We start from the raw sequence: 12,781 nt of genomic DNA, 5'->3' as shown, positions 1-12,781 counted from the left end.
CCGGGCGAGGTAACCGACGGCGGCCGATCATCGAACGGAAGGACGCCGACGTGGGTGCACGACTGGACGGGACGGTCGCGGTGGTCACCGGGGCCTCGAGCGGCATCGGGGAGGCCACCGCGCGGGCCCTGGCCGGCGAGGGGGCCCGGGTGGCGCTGCTGGCGCGGCGCCGGGACCGCCTCGAGGCACTGGCGGGCGAACTCGGCGGCGAGGCCAGCGTGCACGAGGTCGACGTCGCCGACGACGACGCCGTCGCCCGGGCGATCGAGGACGTCGTCGCCCGTCACGGACGCCTCGACGTGCTCGTGAACAACGCCGGCTACGGCTCGATGTCACCGGCGACCGAGTCGGCGCTGAGCGAGTGGCGCACCATGGTCGACGTCAACGTGACGGGCGTGCTCGCGACGACGCACGCCGCGCTCGGGCACCTCCAGCGGGCCGCGACGGGCGAACGCGGGATCGCCGACGTCGTGACCGTGTCCTCGGTGGCCGGGCGGAAGGTGGCCGGACCCGCGGTCAACGTCTACGCCGCGACCAAGCACGCGGTCGGTGCGTTCTCCGAGGCGTTGCGCCAGGAGCTCGGGGCCGACCACGTCCGGGTCGGACTCGTCGAACCGGGCCTGGTGCGCAGCGAGCTGACCGAGGGCGGGGACCTGGCCCGGCAGGCGGAGGCCGAGCTCGAGCTCGGCCTCATGGAGGCGGCGGACATCGCCGACGCGATCGTCTACATGGTGACCCGCCCGCGGCGGATGGCCGTGAACGAGATCCTCGTGCGCCCGACCGAGCAGACCCGCTGACGGGCGGGAGCGGCTCGCGGGCGAGATGGTCGCGGGTGGCGCTCAGGTCAGCAGCAGCAGCACGACGAAGGAACACATGTTGAACGCGGCGTGCGTGGCGAAGCACGGCCAGATCGAGCGGGTGCGCTCGTAGAGGACCGCGTTGAGCACGGCGAGCACGAGGACCGCGAGGAAGACGACGTTCAGCCCGTGGGCCAGCGCGAACACCAGGCTCGACACGATGGTCGCGATCACCGGCCCGTAGCGGCGCATCGACCCGTAGCCGACGCCGCGGAAGAGCAGTTCCTCGCCCAGGGGCACCACGAGTCCGCCGAGCAGCACCATCCAGAACGCCGCGCCGACCCCGGAGAACTGGGTCAGGTCCTGCTGCGGGTCGCTGCGGTCCCCGGTGATCGAGACGTAGACGATGATGAGCAGCCGGGACAGCAGCCACACGCCGATCCCGAGGCCGACCGCGAACACCACGGTGCGGGGCGCGATCCGCCGGATCCCGATCGCGGACGGGGCCCGGACCCGCAGCGCCAGGGCCACGGCGACGGCCGCGAACGCCGCCACCGCCGATACGCCGAGCAGGACCGGCGCACCTGGCAGCCGCCCGTTCGCGGCGACGAGCACCACGCCCGCCCCGAGCTGCACCAGGACGTAGACGACCGCGCCGACCGCGAACTCCACCCAGCCCAGGCGGCGGCCGTCGCGGCCCACCCCGATCTCGGGGCGCGGCGGGAGATCGGCCCCGCCGAGACCCGCGGGCGCGACGGCGGCGGGATCGGGCGGGGAATCCGCCGCGTCGTCGACCCGGTCCGGGCCGGGCCCGTCCGCCTCGGGCGCGGGATCCGGCGATCCCCCCGGCTGTCCCGGCTCTCCCGGTCGTGGTTCGGCCTCGTCGCGGACGTCGCTCACCGCCGCGTCCGGTCGGCCCGCGCGGCGCGGGAGTCCTCCGACGGGAGCGGCAGGATCGGCGGGAGCTCCGCGAAGTCGTCCGGCATGCGTGGCGGGTACCCGCTATCCGCGCGACCCCACCGACAGGTGGGCCACGCTCTCGACGACCTGATTGGGCCGGTAGGGGTAGCGATCCATCTCGCTCTCGTCGGTGACACCCGAGAGCACGAGGATCGTGTGCAGGCCCGCCTCCATGCCCGCGACCATGTCGGTGTCCATGCGGTCGCCGATCATCGCCGTGGTCTCGGAGTGCGCCCCGATGGTGTTGAGCCCCGCCCGGATCATCAGTGGGTTGGGCTTGCCGACGAAGTAGGGCTTCTTGCGGGTCGCGTGGGTGATGAGTGCCGCGACCGACCCGGTCGCGGGCAGGGTCCCCTCCGCGGAGGGGCCGGTCGCGTCGGGGTTGGTGCAGATGAAGCGCGCGCCGCCCTCGATGAGCCGGATCGCCCGGGTGATCGCCTCGAACGAGTAGGTCCGAGTCTCGCCGATGACGACGTAGTCGGGCGCGCGCTCGGTGAGGACGTAACCGACCTGGTGCAGCGCCGTCGTCAGACCCGCCTCCCCGACGACGAAGGCGGTGCCGCCGGGGCGCTGCGCGTCGAGGAACTGGGCGGTGGCGAGCGCCGAGGTCCACAGGTTGGCGACGGGGATGTCGATACCGCTCGCGCGCAGGCGCGCCTGCAGGTCGCGGGGCGTGTAGATGGAGTTGTTGGTGAGCACGAGGAAGTGCTTCCCCGCCTCACCGAGCCGCCGGATGAACTCGTCGGCTCCGGGCAGGGCGTTCTCCTCGTGGACGAGCACCCCGTCCATGTCGATGAGGTAGTGCTCGAGGTCGGCGAGGCCCTCGGAGTCGGACCCGACCGGCGCGCGCCCGTCGTCGTCGGTCATGCCGCCTTCAGATGGGTCTCGAAGAACCGCAGGATCCGGCCCCACGCGTCCTCGGAGGCGTCGTGGTCGTAGCCGAAGCCGAGCCGGCGGACCACGGTCTGGGCCGGGACCCGCTCGAAGAACGAGTGGCCCGCGGTCGGGTAGGTCTTGACGTCCTTCTCCACGCCGAGCGCGTCCAGCGCCGACTCAAGCCGCTCGGGGTGGCCCTTGAGCGTCGCGTCGCGGGCGCCGAAGCTCGCGACCACCGGGCAGATGCCCTCGAGGTCGCGCTCGGCGTCCGTCGGCACGTGCCCGTAGTTCGGCGCGGCCGCCGCGAAGTCCTGCCGGGCCCCGGCGAGGAGCGCGAACCCGCCGCCCTGACAGAACCCGATGACCCCGATCCGGCCGGTGCACTCGTCCCGCCCGGCGAGCCAGTCCCGGGCGGCCTCGATGTCGTCGAACACCGGGCCGGTGCCGCTGGTCATCGACCGGAACACGGCGGCCACGCAGCGCGGGCCGCCACCCCGGGGGGTGTACAGGCGCGGGGCGACCGCGACGTAGCCCGCCGTCGCGAGCCGGTCGGTGTGCTCGCGCAGGTCGTCGGTCATGCCGAAGGCGTCCTGCAGGACGACGACGCCGGGCCACGGCCCGTCCCCGACGGGTGGCGTCGCCAGGTAGGCCTGCTGGTGCGAGCCGGCGCCTGCCGGGATGTGCAGGTCGGGCACGTCGGGTTCCTCTCTCGACGGGGCAGCGCGGGGCGGGACACAGCGTGGCAGGCTCGCGGCGCCCCGTGCAGTGTCATCGCGGGCGAACCCGGCGGTACGGCTCGAGGAGGAGGTCCGCGGTGGCGGAGGAACGGGTGCGGGTGTCCGAGGACACGCCCGGCGTGGTGCGGGTGATGCTCACCAACGGACCGGGCCACAACGTCGTCGACTTCGAGCTCGGCCGCCAGTTCCGCGAGGCCCTCGGCGGCCCGGCGCGGTCCGGTCGCGTCGTCGAGATCGTCGCCGAGGGACCGAACTTCTGCGTCGGCGGCGACGTCCGCGGGTTCGCGGCGGACCCGGACGCGAGCCTCACCGCGCTGGCGGACGACTTCCACTCCTGTCAGCGGCTCATCCTGGGGTTCACCCAGCCGGTCGTCATGGGCGTCCAGGGCTGGGCGGCGGGGATCGGGCTGTCCCTCGCGCTCACCGGGGACGTGATCGTGCTCGGGGCCGGGGCGCGCCTGCGCCCGTCCTACACCGCGATCGGGCTGACCCCCGACGGCGGGATGACGGCGACGCTGCCCGCGGCGGTCGGGCGGGCCCGGGCGATGGACATGTTCCTGACCAACCGGCCGATGGGCGCCGAGGAGGCCCTCGCCTGCGGGCTCGCCAGCCGCGTCGTCCCCGACGAGGACCTGCACAGCGAGACCGCGGCGATCGCGGCGACCATCGCCGCCGGACCGCCGCAGGCCCTCGCCGCGACGAAGAAGCTGGTGGGCACCGCGCGCACCGCCCTCACCGACGCCCACCTCGACCTGGAGGCGAAGTCGATCGGCGACCGCGGCCTCTCGCCGGAGGGGCGCGAGGGGGTCGCGTCGTTCGTGGAGAAGCGCAAGCCCAGCTGGCCATAGGTGGGCGGAGCCCTCGTGAGCGCGCCTACGAGTACCAGGTCGGCTGCGGCAGCTCGTCGGTCAGCACGTACGCCCCGACCTCGCGGCGCTTGTAGGCCACCGGGTCGTGCAGGGAGTGCGTGCGGACGTTGCGCCAGAACCGGTCGAACGCCAGGCGCGCGGACGTCGCCCGAGCCCCGGTCACCTCGAAGATGCGCGAGGTCGTGTCGAGCGCCACGTCCGTGGCCTGCGCCTTCACCGCCGCGACCCGCACCTCGTGCTCGCCGCGCGCCCGCTCGGTGAGCGCGTCCGGGTCACGGTGGATCACCAGCGCCTCCGAGGCCACCGCGTCCGCCAGCGCCTCGGCCGCCCAGAGCCGCGACCACAGCTCGCCGTAGGTGTCCAGCACGTACGGCTCGTCGACGGCGCGCTCCTGGCCGCCGTGCAGCCACGGGCGCGTCGTCGTGCGGGTGTACTCGGCAGCGGTCTGCAGGGCGCCGCGGGCGATGCCCAGGTAGAGGTTGACGAACACCAGCTGGATCACCGGCACGTTCATCGTGTTGTAGACCCGCGGGGTGAATTGCTTGTCCCGGAATCCCGCGGCGGCCGCCCACGGGACACGAACGCCGTCGATCGTCACGCCACCCGATTCGGTGAGCCGCTGCCCGATGTTGTCCCAGTCGTCGTGGAACGCGAGCGCCGGCTGGTCCGACGGGACGATCGCGAAGATGTGCGTTTCGGTACCGTCGAGAACGCCCTCCAGAACGGTGACGTCCGAGACCTTCGCCCCGGTGGAGAACGACTTCTTCCCGCGGAACACGATCTCCTCGCCCTCGTCGGAGATGAGGACGTCGGTGTCACGCGGATTCACCGCGCCACCGAAGAACCAGCGGTTCCGCGTGGCGTCCGCCTCGACCGCCTCGACCTGCTCCGGCGTCCCGACCAGCCGCGCGGCCCAGAACCACAGGTAGTGGTAGCCGAGCAGCTGACCGATGGAGCCGTCGCCCGCGGCCACCTCGCGGACGATCCGGTACGCGGCGGGCCACTCCAGGCCCGCCCCGCCGTGCTCGCGCGGCCCGAGCACGGTGACGAGCCCGGAATCCTTGAGCAGGGCGACCTCGTCGTGCGGGGTCGCGCCGGCCCGGTCGCGCTCGGCGGCGTCGGTCTCGAGCACCCGGCGGACGAGGCGGGCACGGTCGAGCCACTCGGACTCGGTCGTCGGGGTCGGCAGGTCGGCGACCTCCGAGCGGGTGGGGGCGGGATCGAGCACTCCGGTCACGGGAGTTCCTTTCGGGAAACGGGGAGAGCCGGGCACCAGGGCAGGCCGGAATCGCGGCGACGCCGATCGTCGACGCGCGGGAATGGCGCACGCCGACGACGGCGGTGCGCACGGTAAGAACGCCGGAGCGGCGTGAGGGAGAACGCCGGAGCGGCGTGAGAGGAGAGCGCTCGCGTCAGCGGCGACAGGCGCCGGAGGTGACCAGCGCGTGGTCGATGTGACGGCGGCGCGTGAATCGCGTCCGCGCCATCACCGGAATCGTCTCGACCACGGGGACGACTCAAACGGAGACCGACCGTGGTTGTCAACCGGCGGCGAGCGGGGAGTTCGTGCGATCCGCGCCTCACCCGCTCCTCGCCTACGCTCGACGGCGTGCGTCTCCCCCTGCGGACCCGGCTCGTCGGCGTGCTCCGCGCCCGCCTCGGCGGATCCGTCGCCGACCTCCCGCCCGAGGAGGTGCCCGCCGCGCGCGAACGTTCGGGGCGGATCCAGGCGGGCCCGGCCGGCCGCCTGATCGTCGGGAGCCACGACCGGCGCGTCGTCACCGAGGACACCGTGGTCACCACGCCGGACGCGGTCCTGCCGGTCCGCGTCTACCGGCCGCCGGAGGCCGCGACGGTGCCCGCGCCGCTCGTCGTCAACTTCCACGGCGGTGGCTACGTCCAGGGCGACCTCGACCAGTCCGACTGGTTCTGCGGCCAGGTGGCGCTGCTGGCCGGGGCGGTCGTCGTGTCCGTGGACTACCGGTTGGCCCCCGAGCACCCGTTCCCCGTCCCCGCGCAGGACGCCTACGCGGCCACCGCGTCCCTCGCCGCCGAGCCCGGCCGGTGGGGCATCGACCCGGCGCGCGTCGCGGTGATGGGCGACAGCGCGGGCGGCAACCTCGCGACCGTCGTCTGCCTCATGGCCCGCGACGCCCGCCGTCGCGGGGAGGACGCCCCGGTGATCGGGGCGCAGTGCCTGGTCTACCCCGGCACCGAGATGGTCGACGTGCTCCCGTCGGAGCGCGCCACCCCGCACGCGCCGATCCTCGACGCCTCGGACATCCGCGGCTTCGTCTCGCTCTACCTCGCCGGCGCCGACGGCACGGTCCCCTACGCCTCCCCGCTGCGCGCCGACCTGACCGGGCTCCCGCCCGCCCTCGTGCAGACCGCCGAGCACGATCCGCTGCGCGACCACGGCACCTACTACGTCGACGCCCTGCGCCGGGCCGGCGTCACGGTCCGGCACACCCAGTACCAGGGGGCACCGCACGGCTACATCTCGATGCCGCGCCTGCTCCCCACCATCGCGCACCAGGCCGCGTGGGAGATCGCCGACTGGGCGCGCTCGGAACTCGTGAACGCGCCCACGACGTCGGGCGGGGCATCTACCGTGGTCTCGTGACGCGACCTCCGGCGGCCAGCACGACGCTGCGTCGCCGTCCCCGCCGCACGACCGGGCTCGCGGTCCTCGCCGCCCTGGTGTCCGTGCTCCTCGCCCTGGCGGCCGGCCCCGCCGCCGCGCACGACGTCATCGAGGGCAGCGACCCCGCCGACGGTGCCTCCGTCGCGGCCGCCCCGTCCCGGATCACCCTGACCTTCGGGGAGGCGCCCGCCCCGGACACCGCCACGGTCACGGTCGTCGGGCCGGACGGCAGCAGCCGGTGGGAGCAGGGGACGGCTACGACGGACGGCGCCCGTGTCTCGGTCGGCGTCAACCCGCTCGGCCCGGCAGGCCGGTACCAGGTCGGGTACCGCGTGGTGTCCGGCGACGGGCACCCGGTCTCGGGCGCCCTGTCGTTCACCCTCACCATGCCGGGCACCGGTACCGCGAACGGCGCCGCCCCGACCGCGGCGACGCCCGCTGCTCCCGTCGCGGGCCCGACGACGGCCCCGGCGACGACGCCGAGCCCGGCCGCCGCGGCGGAGCCCGCCCCGGACGGCGGCCTGCCGGCCTGGCCGTTCGTCGTGCTCGCGGTCGTCGTCGTGCTCGGCGCCCTCGCGATGGTGCTGCGCCGTCGGTCCTGAGCCGGGCCCGTCGTGCCCGCCGTCAGGGGACGATCTGCACCCGGTCGTTCGGGTTGAGGTGCTCGAAGAAGCGCTTCGCGTCGGCCTCGTTCAGTCGCACGCAGCCCGCCGACTGCCGCTCCAGGGTGCCCTGGTGGAACGCGCGGCCGTTGTTGTCGAAGAACACGGCGTAGGGCATCTTCGCGCCCTCGAACTCCTGGCTGACGTGGTACCGGTCCTTGCGCTGCACGACGAAGTCCCCGACCGGCGTCTCGTGGCCCGGCGCGCCGTGCGTGTTGGCGACCGGACCGAGCACGACCGCACCCCGCCCGTCGAGCAGCCACGTCCTGTTCTCGGAGAGATCGACGCACGCCTTGATCGCCGGCGTCGTGCACGGGGTCCCGCCGACCCCGGGTGCCGTCCCGGCCGGGGCCCCGGGTGCGGGGGCCGCCGCGGCGACACCCGACAACTGGATCACGCCCATCCCGACCGCTGCCGCCGACAGCGCGACGCGCCCCGCGCCGGGGCGGTCGTCGCGGCGCTGCTTGCGGTGCCTGCCCTGACTCACTCGACCTCGCTCGATGGTCTCGACCGCCGGCCGCACTCCCGCGCCGGCATGCACGCACAGCTGCCCGCGAGCGCGCACGGACCGGACAACGACACGCATACGGGACGGTGACGACCCGGACGGGAGCAGCGATATCGGTCGCAACGACGCAACCCGGACATGGTTGACACGTCGTCCGGAGTGTTCGGCCCGAGCGTGCGCCCAGTCAGCCCAGAGCCTGCTCCGCGCGGGTGAACGCGTCGTAGGCCTCGTCGCCGAACAGGACGAACCGGGCCTCCTCCACGGCCGTCCGGGTGGACGTCACCGTCTCCACCGCGATCCGGGCCGCGTCGTCCATCGGCCAGCCGTAGACCCCGGCCGACACCGCGGGGAACGCGACCGTCCGGGCCTCGACCTCGTCCGCCACCCGCAGCGACTCCCGGTAGGCCGAGGCGAGCAGCGCGGAGCGGTCCTCGCGCTTCGCGTAGACCGGGCCGACCGTGTGGATGACGTGCCGGGCGGGCAGGTTCCCGGCCGTCGTCGCCACCGCCTGCCCGGTCGGCAGGCCGTCGGGCAGCGTCGTCGCCCGTAGTTCGCGGCAGGCGGCGAGGATCTCCGGTCCGCCGGCGCGGTGGATGGCGCCGTCCACCCCGCCGCCGCCGAGCAGGCTCGAGTTCGCGGCGTTGACGATCGCGTCGACGTCCTGGGCGGTGATGTCTCCCCGGACGAGGGTGATGCGGGCTCCCACGGCGGCTCGTCTACCCGGAGCCGCGCCGGGCCATGCGTCGGCGGGCTCCCGGGGTCGTGCCACGATCAGCACCATGACGTCCGTGGAGACGACCGACCGCAGCATCCAGGTGTCCCGGACGATCGACGCTCCCCCGGAGCGCACGTTCGCACTCATCGCCGACCCCGACCGCCACCCGGACCTCGACTCGTCCGGGATGGTCCGCGCGTCACGCACCCACCTCGCGATCGAGGAGCTCGGTGACGTGTTCACGATGGACATGCACAACGAGATGTTCGGCGACTACACGATGGAGAACCACGTCATCGTCTACGAGCCGGACACGGCCCTGGGGTGGGCTCCCGCCGCGGTCGGCGAGGCGCCCGCCGGGCACACGTGGATCTACCGGCTCGCGCCGGACGGCGACGGCACCGTCGTGACCCTGACCTACGACTGGTCCGGGATCACCGACCCGGAGATGCTGACGTACTTCCCGGTCATCGACGCCGACGGGCTCGCGGCCTCGCTCGACCTGCTCGCGGAGGCGCTGGCGTAGGTGGCCTTCGGCCTCGTGAGCACTTTCCGGGGCTATAGGCCCGGAAAGTGCTCACCAGGCGAAGCCACCTAGCGACAGGAAGTCCTCCCCCGGCTCGGCGGTGATCGTGAGGCGCTGCCCGTCGGGGGCGTCGAACGCGAGCCGGTGGGCGTGCAGGCCGGCGCGGGTCGTGGCGTGCTTGTCGAACAGCGGGTCGCCGACGATCGCGTGCCCGATCCAGGCGAGGTGGACCCGGATCTGGTGGCGCCGGCCCGTCTCCGGGTGCACGGCGAGGAGCGTCGTGCCGTCGGCCTCGTCGAGGCGCTCGAACGTCGTCGTGCTCGGATAGGTGCTGACGCCCTGGAGGACGGCGTCGTCGGGGACGGTCCAGACGTCACCGTCGCGGACGATGGACTCGCGGGGCGCCGCGATCCGGACCCGGTTCTTGCGCCCGACCGAGAGCGGCAGCTCGATGCGGCCCCGCTCGGGGAGCCCCGTCGTGGCCGTGATCGCCAGGTAGCTCTTCTCGACGGTGCGGGCGTTGAACTGGCGTGTGAGGTCGCCGTGGTGGGCCAGGTCCTTGGCGAACAGCACGACGCCGCTGGTCACCTTGTCGATGCGGTGGGCGGGCCAGAGCTTCTCGCCGTCGTCGGCCGCGAGGCGCACGAGGTCGGTGTCGTGCCGCTCCCCCATGACCGACCAGCCCGTGGGCTTGTCGAGCACGAGCAGCGTGTCGTCCTCGTGCAACGTCCGGCCCGCCCGGAGCTCCGCCCAGTCCACGGGCCCCAGTGTGGCGCCCGGACCCGTCACATCGACGCGAGCATGGTCTCCAGCTTCGCCGTCGTCTCCGCCAGCTCCGCCGAGGGCACGGAGGCAGGCACCAGGCCGGCCCCCGCGTAGAGCCGCGCGGACGGGCCGCAGACCTCGCCGCAGCGCAGTGCCACGACCCACTCGCCGTCGCCCGAGGAGTCCGTCCAGCCGACCATGCCGGTGTAGAAGCCGCGGTCGAACGGCTCGAGCTCGGTGATCGCGCGGCTCGCGGCGTCCCGGGGCACCCCGCCCACGGCGGGCGTCGGGTGCAGGGCCCGCGCCAGGTCGAGCGCCGAGCGGGACGAGCGCCCCCGGATCGTCGTCGACAGGTGCCACATCGCGTCGGTGCGGATCAGCGAGGGCTCGGCGGGCACCTCGAGGTCGTCGCACACCCCGGCGAGCGCGGCGGAGACGTCGGTGACGACGAGGGCGTGCTCGTGGCGGTCCTTCGCCGAGTCGAGCAGGTCCGCGCCTGCGGCCTCGTCGTCGGCCCGGTCGCGTCGGCGGGGGGCCGACCCGGCCAGCGGATTCGCGATCACCTCGCCGTCACGGCGGGAGATCAGCAGCTCGGGGCTGGCGCCGAGCAGGGTCCTCGGCGCCCCGACGGTCGGGAGATCCACGGCGAAGACGTACCCCGACGGGTCACGGGCGGCGAGGCCCCGCAGCATCGCGGCCTGGTCGACGGGAGCGTCGGCCTGCAGGTCGAGGACACGGGCCAGCACGACCTTCTCCAGGTCACCCGCGCCCATCCGGCGCAGCGCTTCGGCGACCATCGCCTCGTACCCCGCGGGCTCGGGCAGCGAGCGCGAGCCCCACCGCGGGGACGGCCCGCCGGCGACGGGCGCCTCGACGGCCCGCCCGAGCGCCGGGGACCAGGTCACCTCGCGGGGGACGACGAGCGCGGCCGCACCGGCCGGGTCGAACGGCAGGGCCCCGACGACGAGGGCGGGTCCCGATCCGGACGCGGCCACCTCGTCGAGCACCGCGCCGACGTCGTCGGGCTCCTCGAGGCGCCGCAGGGCCCCGTCGGCCAGCAGACCGCCGCGAGGTCCGGAGAACCAGGTGCCGCGGCCGGGTCGCCACCGGGCCAGCAACGCCGCCGGGTCGTCGCACGGCGCGTCCGGGACGGCCATGGCGCCGAGCAGTTCCACCGTGCCCTCGCTGGTCACCTGGCGGCTCCCTTCCGGCGTCGCCCACGCCGATCATGGCCGGTCGGCCGCGTCCCGTCGACCGGCCCCGGAGCCCGGGTGCTGGCATCGTGGGGGACGGCGTCCTGATCCCCACTCTCGCCCGGTCCGCCCGGACCGGCCACGTGAGCCGTACCGCACCCGTGCGAGGTATCCCGACCGATGGCCCTGCGCTCCCCGGGATCCCCGGGCCCGACATCTCTGGGCGAGGACCTCGCGCTCGGCGGGCGGATCACCGCGATGCGCCTCGGCGGCCTCGCGCTGGCACTCCGCGGGGACCCCGTCGCGCGGCTCATGCACAAGCCGTGGCGCCTCGACCCGTACCCGACCTACGCCGCGATCCGCGCCACCGGCGGGCTCGCCCGCAGCCGCGTCGGGATCTCCGCGGTCGGGACGCACGCGCTCTGCGAACAGGTGCTGCGCGACCGCCGGTTCGGGGTCCGCCTCGCCGACGGGCGGCCGCCGTTCGCGCCCGCGGACGGCGAGCCCTCGCTCCTCGAGCCGGTCGATCTCTCGTTGCTGGGCCTGGACCCGCCGGACCACTCCCGGCTGCGGCGCCTCGCCCAGCCGACGTTCGCCCCGCGGCGGCTGGAGCAGTACCGCGGCGTGGCGGAGGAGATCACGGCGGGACTGCTCGACGACGCCGCCGCCCGCGGCCGGTTCGACCTGGTCGCCGACCTGGCCGCGCCGCTGCCGATCACCGTGATCGCGCGGCTGCTCGGGATCCCGTCGGTGGACGCGGACCGCTTCGCGCGCTGGGGACGGGCGCTCGGGACGTCGCTCGACGGGGTCCGGTCGGTGGCCCACGCGCACGAGCTCGCCCGCACCACCGCCGAGGCGCGCGTCCTGTTCACCGAGCTGGTGGAGCGCCGTCGGGCCGATCCGGGCGAGGACGTCGTCTCGCAGCTCGTCGGGGCCCTCGACGCCGGGCAGATGTCCCTGGACGAGCTGGTGACGCTGGCGCAGCTGCTGCTGGTCGCGGGGTTCGAGACGACCACGAACCTCGTCGGGAACGCCGTCCGGGCACTGCAGTCGACCCCGGGGCAGTGGGAGGCCCTCGCCGCCGACCCGTCGCTCGCCCCGGGCGCCGTCGAGGAGACGCTGCGCTACGACCCACCGGTGCAGCTGACCGCCCGGATCGCCCACGAGGACACCGAGCTGGGCGGAGTGGAGTTCCGCCGGAACTGGGGCGTGCTGGTGCTCGTCGCCGCGGCGGGCCGCGACCCCGAGGCCCACCCCGACCCGGACCGGTTCGACCTGCGACGGGTCCAGACGACGCCGCACCTCGCGTTCTCGGGCGGCGCGCACTACTGCCTGGGCGCCGCCCTCGCCCGGCTCGAGGGAGAGGTGGCCCTGCGGATGCTCGCGCAGCGGATGCCGGGCCTGCGCACGACCGGACGGGTGGTCGGGAAGACCGCGACGATCCTGCGCGGACCGCGCAGGTTCCCCGTCGCCGCCTGACCGGTCGGGCAGGCCCGGAGTGTCGTGACTCACGTCACGGGGCATGGCTA

General features: G+C 74.5%; 14 protein-coding genes. 6 read left to right on the top strand and 8 right to left on the bottom strand.

The window, feature by feature from the left end; genetic code table 11:
- The first annotated feature begins 50 nt into the window (after positions 1-50).
- A complete protein-coding gene (locus tag VGI02_RS08945) occupies positions 51-797 on the top strand; it encodes an SDR family oxidoreductase (protein ID WP_331626977.1) in 747 nt (248 codons plus the stop codon).
- A 42-nt stretch (positions 798-839) separates the two neighbouring features.
- On the opposite strand, the gene VGI02_RS08940 is transcribed toward VGI02_RS08945, so the two are convergent.
- The 3 genes from VGI02_RS08940 to VGI02_RS08930 form a co-directional block, all read right to left on the bottom strand.
- Entirely contained in the window at positions 840-1,697 is an 858-nt protein-coding gene (locus VGI02_RS08940; RefSeq protein ID WP_331626976.1) for a CPBP family intramembrane glutamic endopeptidase, read from the bottom strand.
- 102 nt (positions 1,698-1,799) lie between these two features.
- A complete protein-coding gene (locus VGI02_RS08935; RefSeq protein ID WP_331626998.1) occupies positions 1,800-2,546 on the bottom strand; it encodes an HAD-IIA family hydrolase in 747 nt (248 codons plus the stop codon).
- A 74-nt stretch (positions 2,547-2,620) separates the two neighbouring features.
- The gene (locus tag VGI02_RS08930) at positions 2,621-3,328 is read right to left on the bottom strand and encodes a dienelactone hydrolase family protein (protein WP_331626975.1); all 708 of its coding nucleotides are present in this window, start codon (positions 3,326-3,328) and stop codon (positions 2,621-2,623) included.
- Between the two features lie 119 nt (positions 3,329-3,447).
- Here VGI02_RS08930 and VGI02_RS08925 point away from each other — a divergent pair, with 119 nt between their 5' ends.
- A complete protein-coding gene (locus VGI02_RS08925) occupies positions 3,448-4,218 on the top strand; it encodes an enoyl-CoA hydratase/isomerase family protein (RefSeq protein WP_331626974.1) in 771 nt (256 codons plus the stop codon).
- A gap of 25 nt (positions 4,219-4,243) precedes the next feature.
- Here VGI02_RS08925 and VGI02_RS08920 read toward each other — a convergent pair whose 3' ends face one another.
- Positions 4,244-5,467 (bottom strand): acyl-CoA dehydrogenase family protein, encoded by a 1,224-nt coding sequence (locus VGI02_RS08920; protein WP_331626997.1) that lies wholly within the window; start codon positions 5,465-5,467, stop codon positions 4,244-4,246.
- A 381-nt stretch (positions 5,468-5,848) separates the two neighbouring features.
- Between VGI02_RS08920 and VGI02_RS08915 the strand changes: the two genes are divergently transcribed.
- Together VGI02_RS08915 and VGI02_RS08910 are read left to right on the top strand one after the other, a co-directional pair.
- Positions 5,849-6,862, top strand: a complete 1,014-nt coding sequence (locus VGI02_RS08915) for an alpha/beta hydrolase (RefSeq protein WP_331626973.1) — start codon at positions 5,849-5,851, stop codon at positions 6,860-6,862.
- Entirely contained in the window at positions 6,859-7,485 is a 627-nt protein-coding gene (locus tag VGI02_RS08910) for a copper resistance CopC family protein (RefSeq protein WP_331626972.1), read from the top strand. Before VGI02_RS08915 ends, VGI02_RS08910 begins: the two co-directional genes overlap by 4 nt.
- A 22-nt stretch (positions 7,486-7,507) precedes the next feature.
- Here the strand turns inward: VGI02_RS08910 and VGI02_RS08905 are convergent, their stop codons facing one another.
- Positions 7,508-8,032, bottom strand: coding sequence for a L,D-transpeptidase (locus VGI02_RS08905; protein WP_331626971.1), 525 nt, complete (start codon positions 8,030-8,032; stop codon positions 7,508-7,510).
- A gap of 205 nt (positions 8,033-8,237) precedes the next feature.
- Complete coding sequence (locus tag VGI02_RS08900) at positions 8,238-8,759, bottom strand: O-acetyl-ADP-ribose deacetylase (protein ID WP_331626970.1); 522 nt, start codon at positions 8,757-8,759, stop codon at positions 8,238-8,240.
- A gap of 73 nt (positions 8,760-8,832) precedes the next feature.
- Here VGI02_RS08900 and VGI02_RS08895 point away from each other — a divergent pair, with 73 nt between their 5' ends.
- A complete protein-coding gene (locus VGI02_RS08895; protein WP_331626969.1) occupies positions 8,833-9,294 on the top strand; it encodes an SRPBCC family protein in 462 nt (153 codons plus the stop codon).
- 51 nt (positions 9,295-9,345) lie between these two features.
- Here the strand turns inward: VGI02_RS08895 and VGI02_RS08890 are convergent, their stop codons facing one another.
- Both VGI02_RS08890 and VGI02_RS08885 read right to left on the bottom strand, forming a co-directional pair.
- Entirely contained in the window at positions 9,346-10,053 is a 708-nt protein-coding gene (locus VGI02_RS08890; RefSeq protein WP_331626968.1) for an RluA family pseudouridine synthase, read from the bottom strand.
- Positions 10,054-10,079: 26 nt separating this feature from the next.
- Positions 10,080-11,252 (bottom strand): isochorismate synthase, encoded by a 1,173-nt coding sequence (locus VGI02_RS08885; protein ID WP_331626967.1) that lies wholly within the window; start codon positions 11,250-11,252, stop codon positions 10,080-10,082.
- A 180-nt stretch (positions 11,253-11,432) separates the two neighbouring features.
- Here VGI02_RS08885 and VGI02_RS08880 point away from each other — a divergent pair, with 180 nt between their 5' ends.
- Positions 11,433-12,731, top strand: coding sequence for a cytochrome P450 (locus VGI02_RS08880; RefSeq protein ID WP_331626966.1), 1,299 nt, complete (start codon positions 11,433-11,435; stop codon positions 12,729-12,731).
- Positions 12,732-12,781 lie beyond the last annotated feature (50 nt).

Origin of the sequence: Actinomycetospora sp. (assembly GCF_036497245.1) — a bacterium.
Classification (GTDB): Bacteria; Actinomycetota; Actinomycetes; order Mycobacteriales; family Pseudonocardiaceae; genus Actinomycetospora.
This window is presented reverse-complemented; position numbering and strand designations above follow the sequence as displayed.

Excerpts from the sequence above, each read along its gene's own strand:
- VGI02_RS08935 (WP_331626998.1), bottom strand. The coding sequence starts at position 2,546 with ATGGACGGGGTGCTCGTCCACGAGGAGAACGCCCTGCCCGGAGCCGAC.
- VGI02_RS08880 (WP_331626966.1), top strand. The coding sequence starts at position 11,433 with ATGGCCCTGCGCTCCCCGGGATCCCCGGGCCCGACATCTCTGGGCGAG.
- VGI02_RS08895 (WP_331626969.1), top strand. The coding sequence starts at position 8,833 with ATGACGTCCGTGGAGACGACCGACCGCAGCATCCAGGTGTCCCGGACG.